Annotated in this window: 15 protein-coding genes and 1 pseudogene; 9 read left to right on the top strand and 7 right to left on the bottom strand. The window is 72.6% G+C overall.

The window, feature by feature from the left end; all coding sequences use genetic code 11:
* Positions 1-19: 19 nt before the first annotated feature.
* Positions 20-151 (bottom strand): hypothetical protein, encoded by a 132-nt coding sequence (locus ABIC61_RS03210; protein ID WP_354028805.1) that lies wholly within the window; start codon positions 149-151, stop codon positions 20-22.
* Positions 152-165: 14 nt separating this feature from the next.
* Positions 166-786, bottom strand: a pseudogene (locus ABIC61_RS03205) (carbonic anhydrase family protein); the annotation flags it as partial.
* An 87-nt stretch (positions 787-873) separates the two neighbouring features.
* On the opposite strand from ABIC61_RS03205, the gene ABIC61_RS03200 reads away from it, so the two are divergent.
* From ABIC61_RS03200 to ABIC61_RS03190, 3 genes are all read left to right on the top strand, one after another.
* The gene (locus tag ABIC61_RS03200; protein ID WP_354028804.1) at positions 874-1,365 is read left to right on the top strand and encodes a hypothetical protein; all 492 of its coding nucleotides are present in this window, start codon (positions 874-876) and stop codon (positions 1,363-1,365) included.
* 128 nt (positions 1,366-1,493) lie between these two features.
* Positions 1,494-2,063, top strand: coding sequence for a DUF1684 domain-containing protein (locus tag ABIC61_RS03195; RefSeq protein ID WP_354028845.1), 570 nt, complete (start codon positions 1,494-1,496; stop codon positions 2,061-2,063).
* Between the two features lie 10 nt (positions 2,064-2,073).
* Positions 2,074-2,433, top strand: a complete 360-nt coding sequence (locus ABIC61_RS03190; RefSeq protein WP_354028803.1) for a GntR family transcriptional regulator — start codon at positions 2,074-2,076, stop codon at positions 2,431-2,433.
* 154 nt (positions 2,434-2,587) lie between these two features.
* Here the strand turns inward: ABIC61_RS03190 and ABIC61_RS03185 are convergent, their stop codons facing one another.
* Entirely contained in the window at positions 2,588-3,421 is an 834-nt protein-coding gene (locus ABIC61_RS03185) for an endo alpha-1,4 polygalactosaminidase (protein WP_354028802.1), read from the bottom strand.
* A gap of 230 nt (positions 3,422-3,651) precedes the next feature.
* On the opposite strand from ABIC61_RS03185, the gene ABIC61_RS03180 reads away from it, so the two are divergent.
* Positions 3,652-5,259 (top strand): DEAD/DEAH box helicase, encoded by a 1,608-nt coding sequence (locus ABIC61_RS03180; protein ID WP_144753434.1) that lies wholly within the window; start codon positions 3,652-3,654, stop codon positions 5,257-5,259.
* A 171-nt stretch (positions 5,260-5,430) separates the two neighbouring features.
* On the top strand, positions 5,431-5,634 hold the full coding sequence (locus ABIC61_RS03175) for a CsbD family protein (protein ID WP_097181291.1): 204 nt from the start codon (positions 5,431-5,433) through the stop codon (positions 5,632-5,634).
* An 87-nt stretch (positions 5,635-5,721) separates the two neighbouring features.
* Here the strand turns inward: ABIC61_RS03175 and ABIC61_RS03170 are convergent, their stop codons facing one another.
* Positions 5,722-6,264, bottom strand: coding sequence for an NUDIX hydrolase family protein (locus ABIC61_RS03170; protein WP_079237421.1), 543 nt, complete (start codon positions 6,262-6,264; stop codon positions 5,722-5,724).
* 85 nt (positions 6,265-6,349) lie between these two features.
* Here ABIC61_RS03170 and ABIC61_RS03165 point away from each other — a divergent pair, with 85 nt between their 5' ends.
* Positions 6,350-6,967, top strand: coding sequence for an alpha/beta hydrolase (locus ABIC61_RS03165; protein ID WP_354028801.1), 618 nt, complete (start codon positions 6,350-6,352; stop codon positions 6,965-6,967).
* Between the two features lie 79 nt (positions 6,968-7,046).
* Here ABIC61_RS03165 and ABIC61_RS03160 read toward each other — a convergent pair whose 3' ends face one another.
* Complete coding sequence (locus ABIC61_RS03160) at positions 7,047-7,703, bottom strand: PadR family transcriptional regulator (RefSeq protein WP_354028800.1); 657 nt, start codon at positions 7,701-7,703, stop codon at positions 7,047-7,049.
* 162 nt (positions 7,704-7,865) lie between these two features.
* Between ABIC61_RS03160 and ABIC61_RS03155 the strand changes: the two genes are divergently transcribed.
* Positions 7,866-12,587: an ATP-dependent helicase gene (locus tag ABIC61_RS03155; protein ID WP_354028799.1), complete on the top strand. Its 4,722-nt coding sequence runs from the start codon at positions 7,866-7,868 to the stop codon at positions 12,585-12,587.
* Between the two features lie 8 nt (positions 12,588-12,595).
* Positions 12,596-13,375 carry an Fpg/Nei family DNA glycosylase gene (locus tag ABIC61_RS03150; RefSeq protein ID WP_354028798.1) on the top strand — a complete coding sequence of 260 codons (780 nt, stop codon included), beginning with the start codon at positions 12,596-12,598 and terminating at the stop codon, positions 13,373-13,375.
* Positions 13,376-13,568: 193 nt separating this feature from the next.
* Here the strand turns inward: ABIC61_RS03150 and ABIC61_RS03145 are convergent, their stop codons facing one another.
* Positions 13,569-14,603 (bottom strand): aldo/keto reductase, encoded by a 1,035-nt coding sequence (locus tag ABIC61_RS03145; RefSeq protein WP_354028797.1) that lies wholly within the window; start codon positions 14,601-14,603, stop codon positions 13,569-13,571.
* 128 nt (positions 14,604-14,731) lie between these two features.
* On the opposite strand from ABIC61_RS03145, the gene ABIC61_RS03140 reads away from it, so the two are divergent.
* On the top strand, positions 14,732-15,277 hold the full coding sequence (locus ABIC61_RS03140; protein WP_354028796.1) for a TetR/AcrR family transcriptional regulator: 546 nt from the start codon (positions 14,732-14,734) through the stop codon (positions 15,275-15,277).
* On the opposite strand, the gene ABIC61_RS03135 is transcribed toward ABIC61_RS03140, so the two are convergent.
* Positions 15,259-16,194 carry a LysR family transcriptional regulator ArgP gene (locus ABIC61_RS03135; RefSeq protein ID WP_354028795.1) on the bottom strand — a complete coding sequence of 312 codons (936 nt, stop codon included), beginning with the start codon at positions 16,192-16,194 and terminating at the stop codon, positions 15,259-15,261. The genes ABIC61_RS03140 and ABIC61_RS03135 overlap by 19 nt on opposite strands.
* Between the last annotated feature and the right edge of the window lie 52 nt (positions 16,195-16,246).

Below are 16,246 nucleotides of genomic sequence, written 5' to 3'. Positions count from 1 at the left end.
CGGCGGCCGGACCGCGCGGTCAGAGTGCGTGGCGGACGGTGCGGTCGCCCAGCGGCTGGACCGGGCGGGCGTTCCCGACGTGCGCGGCCTCGAGGTCGGCGAGCTGGTCCGCGCCGAGTTCGACCGCCCGCTCGAGGACGATCCAGCGCACCCCTCGGTGCAGGGCGGCGTCGTGAGGGAGCCCCGGTAGGTCGCGAAGGACCGCTCTGCCGGGAGCATCGCCTCGACGTCGATGGTGCTCACCCGCCCGGCGCCCGCCGTGGCACCGGCGACGAGGTCGTCGTACGCCGGGTTGTGCGCACCACGCTCGGCGAGGACACCGACGACGGTGAGGGCACCGCGATCGTCGGCGTGCACGAAGTGGAACTCGGCGGCCGAGGACTCCCCTGCCGTGGTGTGCTCGGACCCGGCGTGGAAGTGCACCTGCACGAAATCGAGGTCCGCGCCCGCGATGGCCGTCGTCGCGCCGTCGTCCGCCGTGAACTGCACCGTGTGCCCGTTGTCGGCGGTGATGCCACGCACCGGTCCGGACCCGACGAGGTCGAGCGCCGTACCGCCCCGTGGTGCCGGCAGGTCGATCGGCGACTGCTGTTCCCCGGACGCACAGGCTCGGTACTCGCCCGCGAGGTCACCCCAGTGCTCCGGGGCACCCGCGCCCTCGTACGCCCATGCGGCGCCGGCGTCGTGCGCGGTTGCCTCCGACGAGCTCCCCGCGGCGCAGCCGACCAGGGCGGAGACGAAGAGGGGCAGGACGAGCAGGGGCACCACGGTTCGGTTCGTTCGCATGACTCCGATCTTGACACGTAGCATTTCACATGCAGAACGCCGCAGACGTCTGCGGTGCGCTCAGGGCGGCGTCGGTAGCGTCGGCTCATGCACGTGGGCCTCCGGATCGTCCTCGACGCGCCGGTCGAGGCCGTGCGCGACGCCCTGCTGTCCCCGTCGGTGATGGTGGCGGTCACGAAACCGTTCCTCGTCTACCGGTCCCGCGACCCGCAGGGCTTCCCCCCGCGGTGGGTTCCCGGTGAGCCGCACCCGATCACGGCGAACGCGTTCGGGCTCGTGCCGAGCGGCGACACGCACGTGGACATCGACCTGTACGAGGTCGAGGGCGTGCCCGTGCAGCGCGACAACGGGGGTGGCACCAGTGGCCTCTTCGGGCGCATGACCATGCAGCACCGGATGGCCGTCCGACCGGCGCCGGACGGACGGACCCTGCTGGTCGACCGACTCACCTACCGGATGCGCCCGAGTGTGCTCGGCGTCCTGCTCTGGCCGGGGATGTGGGTCATCTGGCAGTGGCGCGCGCTCCGGATGCGGCAGCTCGCACCGCAGTGGCGGCGACCCCGTCGGGCCGCGGCCTGACCGCCGGACGCACCACGCGCCTCCCGGCCGGCGCGCAACGGGCGTACGCTCGCACCGTGAGCCAGACGCATGAGCCGGCAACCGACGACCGCGTGCACAGCACGCTCGCCACCGTGGACTGGCGGCGGATGACCTTCGACCTGTACCGCCGTGTCCGGGCGACCGCCGATCCGGAGACCGCGCACGCGATGTGGCGCGAGACCCGGGACGCGATGTTCGGTGAGCACCCCGCGAGCCCGCTCCTCGACGAGGACGCCCGCGACTTCGAGTCCCTGCCCGTCCCGGACTACGACCCCGCCTGGCGCTTCCGCGCCCGTGTCGAGCCGGCCGGGGCCCTGGCGATGGACGTCGAGACCGGCACCGACGGCACCGTGCACTTCGACCGCCTCGGGGTCGTGTCCCTGCCCGGCGTCGGGACGCTCGACGTGTGGTCGCACGGCGGCTACGCAGGCGGGGTCTTCGTCCCCGTCAAGGACGCCAGCGCCGGCAGGGCCCGCGGGACGTACGGCGGTGGCCGCTACCTGCTGGACACGATCAAGGGCGCCGACCTCGGTGGCGACGACGGCGAGCTCGTCCTCGACTTCAACTTCGCGTACAACCCGTCGTGCGCGTACGACCCGGCGTGGGCGTGCCCGCTCGCGCCTCCGGGCAACACCGTCGCGGTGCCGATCCCCGTCGGCGAGCAGTACGACTTCTAGGGTGGAGCACATGTCGGGTCTCGTCGCGATCGACGCCGGAGGGCGTGTCCCCCCGTTCGAACAGGTGCGGTCGCAGATCGCCGCGCAGATCGGTGCGGGGTACCTCGTCGACGGTGAACGCCTGCCGAGCGTCCGGGGGTTGGCCGACGAGCTCGGTCTCGCCGCGGGGACGGTCGCGAAGGCCTACCAACTGCTCGAGGAGTCCGGCCTCGTGCACACCGCACGGGGCGCCGGCACCCGGGTGATCCGTCCGGCGGACGTCCCGGAACCGGTGACCGATGCCGCACGCGCACTCGCCGCCGCTGCCCGGGCCGCTGGGCTCTCCGCCGACCAGGCCGCGACGGCACTCCGGGACGCCTGGCCCGCCTGAGGCGCGCTGCCGCGCTGCCGCGCTGCCGCAGTGTGCGAGGTTCCGCGCTCGGTGCGAGGCCGCGCGCGTCCCACGGTGCGCGGAACCTCGCACCGTGGCGTGCGCACATCGCGCGGGCCTCGCACCGTGCGAGGTGCCGGGCCGCCGCCGACCGTCAGCAGTGCTCGAACACGTAGTCGTCGTGGGACGGCGTCACGAGGTCACGGTCGCGCAGGATCGTCATCGCCGGACGGTCGTCGTCCGCGCACACCGACGACCACGACCGGCCGATGTCGTCCGAGTACTCGACGTCGATGACGTGCTGGCCGTAGGCCTTCGTGTAGGCCGAGCACTCCTGGTACTCGACGCACTCCTCGGCGACGACGAAGTCGAACCCCGTGCTCTTCCGCCCGGAGGCCCCGAGCTGCGGCGTGTTCTTCTGCCCGACTGCCAGCCCGTGCTCGTGCCCGACCTCGACCAGGGCACGGGCGAGCGCCAGGTTGCCCGCGCGGGTGAGCGCACCGTGAGACCGGGTCCACGAGTCGAGGTTGTCGAACTCCACCGCGTCGAACCCGCGGTCGGCGCAGCGGGCGATCGACGTCGTCAGGACCTTCGTGATCGTGGACCGTGCCGCAGCCGTGGAGGTGTCGAGAAGCATCTCGTCCGGCCACCCCGGGTCGGAAACGGGCTTCCCGTCGTCGTCGCGCAGCACCGCCGACGGGTGGTCGTCGAGCCATGCGTCGGCGTCGCCCGGCTGGGTCTGGAAGCCGTTCACGTAGCAGATCGAGTACTTCCCGGCGGCCGGGCGGTCCGTGCTGTCCCGCTCGACGATCGTCACCCCGGCCGGCGGCGTGTAGCCCCCGCCGAGCTGGTAGTCAGGGATCCCCGAGGCGGGCAGGTTCTCGTAGGAGGAAGACGACGACCCAGACCCGGTTGCCGCACACCCAGACAGCCCGATCACCGCCACCACGGCCATCGCGGCCGCACCAAGGACTGTCCGTTCTCGCACGCCCAGATCCTCGCACGCTATGATGGACGTACTCGAGGCGCCGATCGCCTCGTGCGTCGTACGGACGCCCCCGAACTCCCGGTCCACGGACCGATGATCGAGCACCTCCCGAAGGTGCCAGGCTTCTCTGCTGCGGCGACTGCGCCAGCCACACCCGTTGGCGCGCATCCCGCCCGCGCGCTGCCCCAGAGCGCGCCCACAGCCGGAGTCCTCCGGCTCGAAAGGTCACCATGACCAACGAAGACATCCGTTTCTCCGACCTCGGCGTCCCCGCGCCGATGGTCGACGTCCTCGCCCAGCAGGGCAAGGAGACCGCGTTCCCGATCCAGGCCGACACGCTCCCCGACTCGCTCAAGGGCAAGGACGTGCTCGGTCGCGGCCGCACCGGTTCCGGCAAGACGATCGCCTTCGCGATCCCGCTCGCCGCCCGGCTCGCCGCGAACCCGCGCAAGCGCCGCGCCGGTCGCCCCCGCGCGCTGGTGCTCGCCCCGACCCGTGAGCTCGCGACGCAGATCGACGCGACACTCGCCCCCCTCGCCAAGGCGATGGGCCTCAACACGACGACGATCTTCGGCGGTGTCGGTCAGGGCCGTCAGGTCGACGCGCTCCGCGGTGGCGTCGACGTGGTCGTCGCCTGCCCGGGTCGCCTCGCCGACCTCATGCAGCAGGGCCACGTGCAGCTCGACGCCATCGAGGTCACCGTCCTCGACGAGGCCGACCACATGGCCGACATGGGCTTCCTGCCCGGCGTGACGAAGATCATGCAGGCGACGCCCGAGCAGGGGCAGCGTCTGCTGTTCTCCGCGACGCTCGACAACGGCGTGGACAAGCTCGTCAAGAAGTTCCTGCACAACCCGGTGATGCACTCGGTCGACGACGAGACCAGCCCGGTCGAGGCCATGACGCACCACCTGTTCGAGGTCGCCGACGCCGACGCGAAGAAGGACCTCGTCCGGACCCTCGCGAGCGGCACCGGTCGTCGCATCCTCTTCATGCGCACGAAGCACCACGCCAAGCGTCTCGCGAAGCAGCTCAGCAGCCAGGGCATCCCGGCCGTCGACCTGCAGGGCAACCTGTCGCAGGGTGCGCGTGAGCGGAACCTCGCGAAGTTCTCCTCCGGCGAGGCCCTCGTGCTCGTCGCCACCGACGTCGCCGCCCGTGGCGTGCACGTCGACCACGTCGAGCTCGTCGTCCACGTCGACCCGCCGACCGAGCACAAGGCGTACCTGCACCGTTCGGGCCGCACCGCGCGTGCCGGTTCCTCCGGTGACGTCGTCACCGTCACGATGCCGGCCGAGCGTCGCGACGTCGCGCAGATGATGCGTGCGGCCGCGATCAAGGTCACACCGCAGCAGGTCACGGCGAACTCCCCCGCCGTCTCGGAGCTCGTCGGCGAGGTCGCTCCGGTCCGCCACGTCGCCCCGGAGCAGCCGGCACAGCAGCAGCGTCAGCCCAAGCAGCGGACGAACGAGTCCGACAGTGCGGGTGGCGGTCGTCGCCGTGGTCGCGGCGGTCGGTCTGGAGGCGCGGCGCAGCCCGCGCGCACCGGCTCGGCTTCCGGGTCGTCCGGTGCAGGGCGTCGCGGCGGTCGTCCCGCCGAGGCCGGCGCCGGCGCGTCGGCCGGCTCCGCCGGTGGGCAGCGTTCCGCTGCCGCGTCCGGTGGTCGCCGCAGTGGCGGCAGCCGTCGCGCGTCGAGCGACACCGTCCGCGGTGGGTCCGCTCCGGTCTGGTCCTCGGAGGGCGGCTACGCCGCCGGCCGTGGTGCCGGCTCCGAGTCGGGGGGCAACCGTCGTGGTGGCTCGCGCCGCGCCTCCCGTCCCGCCGGTTCCGCGCGCTGACGGCTCGCACCGCGCACAGCGTCGACCAACCGCGGTCCCGCCGGTTCCGCGCGCTGATCCGTAACCTTGACGCCCCCTGGGCGCGTTGAGGCACCCGGCGCGTAGGTTCTCCTTCACCGGATGCCGCGCAAGCGGCTGACGGGGAACTGTCCGCTGTCGGAAGGAGAGCCTATGGCTGGGATCGAAGACGTCAAGAACGCCGCTGCGAAGGCAGCAGGCAAGGCCAAGGAAGCCGTCGGGAACGTGACGGACAACGACCGCCTCAAGGCTGAAGGCAAGACCGACCAGGTCAAGGCCGACACCAAGCAGGCAGGTACGAACGTCAAGGACGCCGCTTCAGGCGTCGCCGACAGCCTCAAGAACGAGAACAAGTAAGCCCGGTCCAGTACCGCGCTGCGAAGCCCCCGGTTCCGATTCGGATCCGGGGGCTTCGTCGTGCGCAGGGCGGGTCGACGGGAACGGCTACATGAGTGCGCCGACGGACGCGAGGCCCGCGCGCAGGAGTGCTCCGCGACCGCCCTCCATCTCGTCGGCGACGGCGTCCGACGCGGCTTCCATCGGGCTCATCCACGTCAGCTCGAGGGCGTCCTGCCGGGGCTCGCACGTGCCGGTCACGGGGACGACGTACGCGAGGGAGATCGCGTGCTGGCGCTCATCCGTGTACACCGAGGCGCCGGGCAGCGGGAAGTACTCCGCCACCGTGAACGGCGTCGGGCTCGAGGGCAGCTGCGGGAACGCCATCGGGCCGAGGTCCTTCTCGAGGTGCCGGAACAGCGCCGTGCGGATCGACTCCCCGTACATCACGCGGCCGGACACGAGCGTGCGGGCGATCGAGCCGCTCGGGGACACCCGGAGCAGCACGCCCACCTCGGTGACGACACCGAGGCCGTCGGTGCGGACGGGGACCGCCTCGACGTAGCAGATCGGCAGTCGACGACGGACGTTCGCGAGCTCCTCGTCGGACAGCCAGCCGGAGTCGGGGTCGGGGGTGCGCAGCGAGGCCATGCACCGTGTCTACCAGTCGCCCCGGCGAGTTCGGCGCAAGGCGCGGGGGTTGGGGATGGTTGATGCGTCAACTAAAGTCGTGCACATGATCGATCGCGACGTCGTGCAGTGGACCCGGGACCCCTCCGAGCGGTCGGGCACGCCGCTCCTCGTGACCATGCACGGGGTGGGGTCGAACGAACGCGACCTGCTCGGACTCGCGCCGGCGCTGCCGTCGTCGTGGACCGTGGCGTCACTGCGTGCACCGATGCCGTGGGGGCAGGGGTTCAGCTGGTACCCGCTCGGCACGCCGGGCTCCCCCGCGCTCGAACCGGTCGACGAGTCGGTGTCCGGCGTGCTCGACTGGATCGACTCCGTCGCCGCCGACCACCCGCGGATCGGGCTGCTCGGGTTCTCGCAGGGTGGCTCGATGGCCCTGCAGCTGCTGCGCGCACGGCCGTCGGGGTTCGCGTTCGCGGTGTCCCTGTCGGGCTTCGTCGTGCCGGGGGTCACCGACGCGCGGGACGCCGCCGTGGCAGGGGTCCGGCCGCGGGTGTTCCTCGGGCACGGCGACCTCGACCCGGTGATCCCGGCCGAGGCCACCGCGCGCACGCAGGCGTGGGCAGCGACGAACACCACCGTGACGGACCGCACCTACGAGGGGCTGCCGCACGCGGTGTCCGCCGCGGAGTTGGCGGACGTGGCCGCGTTCATCGGCGACTGACGGCTCTCGACGCCACCAGACGACGAACGGGAGGCGCGGTGCCAGCTGGCACCGCGCCTCCCGTCCGCTGTTTCCGACGTCAGTCGGCGAGGATCTGCAGGAGGTCCTTGCGGAGCTGGTCGATCTTCGCCGTGGCCGCCTTCGCCTGCTCCTCCGTCGCGCTGGTGCGGTACATGTGCAGCACGCCCATGGTCTTGCGGAGCGCCTCGATGAACTCGCGTGACGAGTCCGGGAGGCCCGGCGCCTCGAAGGCCGCGGCGATCTCGTCCGCCTTCGCCTCGGCCTCGGCCTTGCCGGCGTCGGTGAGCTCGAAGAGCGTCTTGCGACCGTCTCCCGTGGAGACGACGAGCTCTTCGTCGACGAGCTGCTGGAGCGTCGGGTAGACCGAACCGGGGCTCGGCTTCCAGGCGCCGCCGGTGCGCTCGGCGATGGTCTTGATCACGGCGTAGCCGTTCTGCGGGCCCTCGGCCAGCAGGCCGAGGATCGCGAGGCGGACATCGCCGCGACGGCGGCGCTCACGGCCGAAGCCGGGCCCGCCGAATCCGGGACCGCCGAAGCCCGGGCCGCCGAAACCGGCGCCGAAGCTGCGACCGAACCCCGGGCCGAAGCCACCGCGTCCGCCGTGGTCGTGGTCACCGCGGTCGCGGCCGGGGAAGCCGGCGCCGTGGTGCTGCCGCGCGCCGCCGAACCGGGGGCCGCGCGGGTGCTGGTGGTTGTTGATGTCGTCGTCGTACATGGGGCGCATGGTGCGTCCTTCCTGGTCGGTGTTCGAAGTTGGCTCGCGATCGGTGTCGTTCCTATCGCGATGTGTTCACGATAGATCGGTATCTATCGCTCTGTCAACCCCGATCTGCGACTGGGCTGGTTGTCGGGGGTCGCGGGCAGGATGGGACGGACCATGACGGACGTGTTCGAGCGCTTCTCCCCCGCCACCGCAGAGTGGTTCCGGGGTGCATTCGACGCACCGACGGCAGCGCAGGCCGGGGCGTGGGACGCCATCTCCACCGGACAGCACGCGCTCGTGATCGCGCCGACGGGGTCCGGCAAGACGCTGGCCTCGTTCCTCTGGTCCATCGACCGGCTCATCAGCGCGTCCGACCGCCCGCCCGTGAAGCAGCGGACCCGGGTGTTGTACGTGTCTCCGTTGAAGGCGCTCGGCGTCGACGTGGAGCGGAACCTCCGCAGCCCGCTGGTCGGGATCACCCAGACCGCCAGGCGGCTCGGGCTCGAACCACCGGACGTCACGGTGGGCGTCCGGAGCGGTGACACCCCGTCGTCCGACCGGCAGCGGCTCCTGCGTCAACCGCCGGACATCCTCATCACGACGCCCGAGTCGCTCTACCTCATGCTCACGTCGCAGGCGCGGGAGACCCTGGTCAACGTCGACACCGTCATCGTGGACGAAGTGCACGCGGTCGCGTCGACGAAGCGCGGCGCACACCTCGCCGTGTCGCTCGAACGCCTCGACGACCTGCTCGAGAAGCCCGTCCAGCGCATCGGACTGTCGGCCACGGTCCGTCCGCCCGAGGAGGTCGCGCGGTTCCTCGGTGGGCGTGCCCCCGTGACGATCATCGCGCCGCCCGCGCAGAAGACCTTCGACCTGCGCGTGGTCGTGCCGGTCGACGACATGGCCGAGCTCGGGGCGCCCCCGGTCGGCGCCGACGCCACCGAGTCACCGACGAACGGGTCGATCTGGCCCCACGTCGAGGAACGGGTGGTCGACCTCATCGAGGAACACCGGTCGACGATCGTGTTCGCGAACTCACGGCGGTTGGCCGAGCGACTGACCGCGCGGCTCAACGAGATCCACGAGGAACGGGTGCTCGCCGCGGCCGGCGACGGGGTGCTCGTCCCGGCCGGCGCGTCCCCCGCGGATGACGGGCTGCCGACAGCCGGTCCTCGTGCCCAGTCCCCGGCCAGGCTCTCTGCGCACGCACGGCCGCCGGCACAGGTGATCGGCGCGTCGGGACAGACCGGTGGCGGCGGATCGGACGCCTCGGTTCCGGTGCTCGCCCGCGCGCACCACGGCTCCGTGTCGAAGGACCAGCGCGCCATCATCGAGGACGACCTGAAGTCCGGCCGGCTGCGGTGCGTGGTCGCCACGAGTTCGCTCGAGCTCGGCATCGACATGGGCGAGGTCGACCTCGTCGTGCAGGTCGAGGCGCCGCCGTCGGTCGCGAGCGGCCTGCAACGCGTCGGACGCGCCGGGCACCAGGTCGGCGAGATCTCCCGCGGAGTCCTCTTCCCGAAGCACCGCGCCGACCTGGTGAACAGCGCCGTGACCGTCGAACGGATGGTGTCCGGCCAGATCGAGTCGATCTCGGTGCCGGCGAACCCACTGGACGTCCTCGCCCAGCACACCGTCGCGGCCGGCGCGATCGACACCGTCGACGTGGAGCACTGGTTCGAGCTCGTCCGGCGGAGCGCCCCGTTCAGCGGCCTGCCCCGCTCTGCGTTCGAGGCGACGCTCGACCTCGTGACCGGGCGCTACCCGAGCGACGAGTTCGCCGAACTCCGACCGCGCCTGGTCTGGGACCGGGTCCACGGCACCCTGACGGGGCGGCCGGGTGCCCAGCGACTCGCGGTCACGAGCGGCGGCACGATCCCCGACCGTGGCATGTTCGGCGTGTTCATGGTCGGTGAGAAGGCCTCCCGCGTCGGTGAGCTCGACGAGGAGATGGTCTACGAGTCACGCGTCGGCGACGTCTTCGCCCTGGGCGCGACGAGTTGGCGCATCGAGGAGATCACCCACGACCGGGTCGTCGTCAGCCCGGCGTTCGGGCAGCCCGGACGGGTGCCGTTCTGGAAGGGCGACGGCATCGGCCGGCCCGCCGAGCTCGGTCGTGCCACCGGCGCGTTCGTGCGCGAGGTCGAAGGGGCGTCCGACGATGACGCCCGCGCCCGCGTCGCCGCCGGCGGGCTCGACGAGCGCGCCGTGACCAACCTGCTGACCTTCCTGCGCGACCAGCGCGCGGCGACCGGGCACGTGCCGAACGACACGACGCTCGTGATCGAACGGTTCCGCGACGAACTCGGCGACTGGCGGCTCATCCTGCACTCGCCGTACGGCATGCAGGTGCACGCACCGTGGGCCCTCGCCGTGGCCGCGCGACTCCGGGAACGCCACGGGATCGACGGCGACGCGATGGCCGCCGACGACGGCATCGTGGTCCGCATCCCCGAGACCGACGCCGAGCCCCCCGGTGCCGACCTGTTCGTGTTCGAGCGCGACGACCTCGAAGCCCTGGTGACGGACGAGGTCGGGTCGTCGGCACTGTTCGCGGCGCGGTTCCGCGAGTGTGCGGCCCGGGCGCTCCTGCTCCCCCGGCGGAACCCCGGGCAGCGCTCGCCGCTCTGGCAGCAGCGGCAGCGGGCCTCACAACTGCTCGAGGTCGCGCAGAAGTACCCGTCGTTCCCGATCGTGCTCGAGACCGTGCGCGAGGTCCTGCAGGACGTGTACGACGTGCCGTCCCTGCTCGGCATCGCCGACGACATCGCCGGGCGTCGCATCCGCCTGGTCGAGACCGAGACGGAACAGCCGTCGCCGTTCGCGCGCTCCCTGCTCTTCGGGTACGTCGCGGCGTTCATGTACGAGGGCGACACCCCACTCGCCGAACGCCGGGCGGCCGCGCTGTCGCTCGACTCGACCCTGCTCGGGGAACTGCTCGGGCGGGCGGAGCTCCGCGAACTCCTCGACCCCGCGGTGATCGCGTCCGTCGAACGCGACCTCCAGCGGCTCTCGCCGGACCGCCGCGCGCGCGATGCCGAGGGGATCGTCGACGTCCTCCGGCTGGTGGGCGCGCTCGACCTCGACGAGATCGTGGACCGGAGTTGGCTGGCGACGGCGGATGCGGATGCAGACCGCTCGGATGCGGCAGCGACCGTGCAGGGTGCGCTCACGGCACTCGAGCGCGACCGCCGCGTGCTCTCGTTCTCGCACGCCGGGGCGACCCGGTGGGCCGTCATCGAGGACGCCTCCCGCCTCCGGGACGCCCTCGGGGTCCCCCTGCCGATCGGCGTCCCGACCGCGTTCGTCGAACCGGTCGCCGATCCCCTGGGCGACCTGGTCGGTCGGTACGCACGCTCGCACGGCCCGTTCTCCGCACAGGACGCTGCCGCGCGCCTCGGGCTCGGCATCGCGGTCGTGCAGGACACCCTGCGCCGGCTCGTGGCCGACCGTCGGGTGGTCGAGGGCGAGTTCCGACCCGATCGCCAGGGGGCGGAGTGGTGCGACGCCGAGGTGCTCCGCCGCATCCGCACGAAGTCGCTCGCGGCGCTCCGGCACGAGGTCGAACCGGTCTCCCCGGACACCCTCGCCCGGTTCCTGCCGGCGTGGCAGCACGTGCACACCCCGGGCGCACGCGGTGGGCTGCGCGGCGTCGACGGTGTCCTGCAGGTCATCGACCAGCTCGCCGGGGTCGCGCTGCCCGCCAGCGCATGGGAGACCCTCGTGCTCCCCGCACGCGTCACGGACTACGCGCCGAGCATGCTCGACGAGCTGACCGCGACGGGCGAAGTCCTCTGGTCCGGCGGCGGCACCCTGCCCGGCAACGACGGCTGGGTGCGGCTGCACCTCGCCGACACCGCGGCGACGACCCTCGCCGAGCCGTCCGGCGACGAGACCACAGAACTGCAGCGCGACGTGCTCGGCGCGCTCGCGGGTGGCGGCGCGTACTTCTTCCGGCAGCTCGGGCAGGCCGTGGGGAGCACTGACGACCAGGCGCTCTCGACCGCGCTCTGGGACCTGGTGTGGGCGGGCCAGATCACCAACGACACCTTCGCCCCGCTGCGGTCGATGCTCGGCGGCAAGGCGAAGAGCACGAGTGCGCCACGGGCCCGGGCGTACCGCGGTCGTCGTCGCCCGACGATGCCGACGCAGTCCGGCCCACCGTCGGTCGGCGGCCGATGGTCCCTGCTGCCCCTGGCCGAGTCGGACGCGACCGTGCGTGCCGCGGCGACCGCCGAACAACTGCTCGAGCGCTACGGGGTCGTGACCCGGGGCGCCGTGCAGGTCGAGGGCGTCCGCGGCGGGTTCGCCGGCGTCTACCGGGTGCTCTCGCGGTTCGAGGAGTCCGGACGTGCCCGGCGCGGGTACTTCGTCGAGGGGCTCGGTGCGGCACAGTTCGCGACCGGGCCGACCGTCGACCGACTCCGCACCTACGCCCGGGACCTCGATGACGACGAGCGCGCCGACCCTGACCGGAAGCGCGAGGCCCTGACGCTGGCGGCGACCGACCCGGCGAACCCGTACGGAGCGTCACTGCCGTGGCCGACCGACGCCCCGACGGACGCGCCCGACGAGGACGAACCGACGGGCGACGCCACCACGAAGTCCCGCGGGCACCGCCCTGGTCGGAAGGCCGGCGCGCTCGTGACGACGGTCGACGGGAAGCTCGCGGTGTACGTCGAGCGCGGCGGGAAGTCGGTGCTGACCTTCACCGACGACCCGGCGGACCTCTCCGTCGCCGCAGCATCGATCGCGGCGTCGGTCCGGAGCGGGCTCGGCAAGCTGTCCGTCGAGCGCGTGGACGGCGCGTTCGTGCTCGAGTCGCCGCTCGGTGCCGCGCTCCGCGAGGCCGGGTTCACCGCCACGCCCCAGGGGGTCCGGCTCCGTGCCTGAGGAACGACGTGCCTGAGGGCGACACCGTCTTCCGCGCTGCACGACGGCTGCACACCGCGCTCGCGGGGAAGGTCCTCACCCGGAGCGACTTCCGCGTGCCGGCGTTCGCGACGCTCGACCTCGTCGGTCGCACCGTGGACGAGGTCGTCCCCCGCGGCAAGCACCTCCTGCACCGGATCGGCGACCTGACCGTGCACTCGCACCTCAAGATGGAGGGGCGGTGGGACGTCTACGCGCCAGGCGACCGGTGGCGGCGACCGGCGCACCAGGCACGGGCGATCCTCGACGCCGAGGGGGTGTCGACGGTCGGCTTCGCGCTGGGCATCCTCGAGGTCGTGCCGCGCGACCAGGAGTCCGAGATCGTCGGGTACCTCGGCCCGGACCTGCTCGGCCCGGACTGGGATCCCGACCTCGCGCTGGCGAACCTCATCCGGGACCCGGAGCGCCCGATCGGCCTCGCGCTGCTCGACCAGCGGGTGCTCGCCGGCCTCGGGAACGTGTACCGGAACGAGCTCTGCTTCCTCCGGGGTGTGCTGCCGACCCGCCCGGCTGCCGAGGTGCACGACCCGGCGCGGGTGATCGCCCTGGCGAGTCGGCTCATCCTGGCCAACCGGGACCGCAGCGCCCGTGTGACGACCGGGGTGGACCGTCCGGGCCGGCGGTTCTGGGTCTACGGGCGGGCGGGGAAGCCGTGCCTGCGGTGCGGGACGCCGGTCCGGCACGGGGAGCTCGGCGACTCTGAGCTCACCCTGCGCGACACCTACTGGTGCCCGCGCTGCCAGACCTGACCTCGCACCGTGCGACGGCGCCTGCGCAGTGTGCGAGGTTCCGGACACCGTGCGGGGTCGCCGGGGTCCCACCGTGCGCGGAACCTCGCACACTGCGATCCGCGCCGCGCCGCGGCGCCGCGCCTCGGCTCGGCGCTGCGCGAGCGACGCCGTGCGAGCGACGCCGCGCGAGACCCGGCGCGGGGCGGGGCGCTCAGGCGGCAGCGCGATCGGCCGGCGAGCGACGACGCAGCGCGGAGTCGAGGACCGCCGGCGGGTTGTACTGCTGGTCGAGCCGCCCGACGTCGGTGCCCGGCGGGACGATCGCGTCGATGCGGTCGAGGACGTCGTCCGTCAGGGACACGTCGGCACCCGCGAGCAGGTCGTCGAGCTGCTCCATCGAGCGGGGACCGATCAGCGCACTCGTCACACCGGGGTGGGCGATCGCGAACGCCATGGCGAGGTGCGTCATCGGGATGCCGGCCTCCTCGGAGAGCACGACGACCTGCTCCACGGCATCGATGCGTCGCTCGTCCTGGTTGTGTCGGAACATCGTCGCCCGCGCCAGGTCGGAGTCCTGCCCCTTCCGGAAGCGTCCGGTCAGCATGCCGCCGGCGAGGGGGCTCCACACGAGGGCGCCCATGCCGTACCGCTGCGCGACCGGCAGGACCTCGCGCTCGATGCCGCGGTTGAGGATCGAGTAGGTGGGCTGCTCGGTGCGGAATCGTTCGAGGCCACGGCGTTCGGACGTCCACTGCGCCTCGACCTGCATCGACGCCGGGAAGTCCGAGCTGCCGATCGCCCGGACCTTGCCGCTGCGGACGAGGTCGGTCAGGGCGGAGAGCGTCTCCTCCAGGTCGACCGTGTCGTCCGGGCGGTGCGCCTGGTACAGGTCGATGTGGTCGGTCTGCAGACGGCGGAGCGAGTCCTCGACCGCGCGCATGATCCAGCGCCGGGAGTTCCCGCGGCGGTTCGGGTCGTCGCCCATCGGGCCGTTGAACTTGGTGGCGAGGACGACGTCGTCGCGGCGGTCCTTGATCGCCTTGCCGACGAGGGACTCCGACCCGCCCTGGGAGTAGCGGTCGGCGGTGTCGATGAGGTTGATGCCCGCGTCGAGTGCGCGGTGGACGATCCGGATCGAGTCCTGCTCGTCGCCGTTGCCGATGCGGCCGTCGGTGCCGAGCATCATGGCCCCGAGGGCGAACGGGCTGACCTGGATGCCGGCCTTGCCGAGGGTGCGGTACTGCATGTGCGGTTCCTCCTGCTGTCGATGGCGTGCTGCGCTCCGGTGCCGTATCGTGGACCGAAGTGGAACGCCCTTCCGGAACTATACGGAACGGCTTTCCGTTTACGCAAGAGTCGTTTCCAGGAGGATCCGTGCGCGCCGACGCCCGACGCAACGCTGACGCCCTGACCGACGCCGCCACGGCGGTGTTCGCGACGGACGGTGTCGACGCGCCCGCGAAGGTGATCGCCGACCGGGCAGGGGTCGGTGTCGGCACGCTGTACCGGCACTTCCCGCAGCGGTCCGACCTCGTGGTGGCGGTGTTCCAGCAGGCGGTCGAGGACTGTGCGAACGCAGCAGACGAGTACGCCGCCACGTCCTCCCCGGACGAAGCGCTCTCCCGGTGGATCCAACGGTTCACCGGGTTCGTCGCCACCAAGCGCGGACTCGCGGCCGCACTGCAGTCCGGCGACCCGGCGTTCGAGGCGCTCCCGGCGTACTTCATCGGCCGTCTCGGCGGAGCCCTCGGCGGCCTGCTCGACTCGGCTGCCGCCGCGGGGACGATCCGCCCCGACGTGGACGCCCCCGTCCTGCTCCGCGCGGTGGCCGACCTCTGCCACGGCGCCCCGGACCCGGCGCAGAGTCAGCTCATGGTCGGGCTGCTCGTGGACGGCCTCCGCTACCGCGCGACGGCCTGACCGACCGGGTGCAGCCGCTCGACCGCGGTGGTCCGCACGGCGTCGGTCACCCGCTCGAGCAGCGGTGACGCCAGGTTCCAGCGCTGCCACCAGAGGGCGACGTCCGCCCGCCGCCCGGGGGTGAGCTCGACGAGTTCGCCACGAGCCAGGGCGTCGAGGCACTGCGCCTCGGGCAGCATCCCCCAGCCGAAGCCGAGCGACACCGCCCGCGCGAAGTCCGCCGAGGTCGGGACGAAGTGCCGTGGGCCCGACGGCGCGTGGCCGAGCACACGGCGGAGGTACCCCTGCTGCAGGTCGTCCGCCCGGTCGTAGTCCACGAGCGGCACCCGGTCCAGCCGGTCCGTCACCCGACGCTCGGATGCCGTTGCGGGGTCCGTGTCGCCGAGGTACCGGGCGACGAAGGCGGGCGAGGCCACCGCACGGTACCGGTCGACGCCGAGCGGCACGGACGAGCAGCCCTGGACCGGATCCGCCTCGGCCGTGACCGCGCCCATCACGGTGCCGGCGCGCAGGAGTTCGGCGGTGCGGTCCTGGTCCTCGCGGTGCAGGTCGAAGACGACCTCGGTGTCCGCCCGGACCAGCGCGAGGGCGTCGAGGAACCACGTGCCGAGCGAGTCGGCGTTCACCGCGAGGGGGATGGACGGCACGACGGAGTCGCCGCCTCCGAGCGCCCGGGCGGTCTCCTCGTCGAGCAGCTGCGCCTGCCGCGCGTGCCGGAGGACGACCTCGCCGTCCGGGGTCGGGCGCACCGGGGTCGTCCGCTGCAGCAGGACCCGCCCGACCTGCTGCTCCATGGACTTGATGCGCTGCGACACCGCCGACGGGGTGATCGCGAGGGCGCGGGCTGCGGCGTCGAGCGTGCCGTGGTCGACGGCGGCGAGCAGTGTCTCGAGGTGTTCGCGCTGCAGACGTGCCATGCAGCGCAGCTTACGCAGCATCAGGAACGTGAGCTGTACTGCATCCGACCGT

The organism is Curtobacterium sp. 1544 (genome assembly GCF_040544915.1).
Lineage (GTDB): Bacteria > Actinomycetota > Actinomycetes > Actinomycetales > Microbacteriaceae > Curtobacterium > Curtobacterium pusillum_C.
Note: the sequence above shows the minus strand (reverse complement) of the source record. Positions and strands in the feature narration are given on the sequence as shown.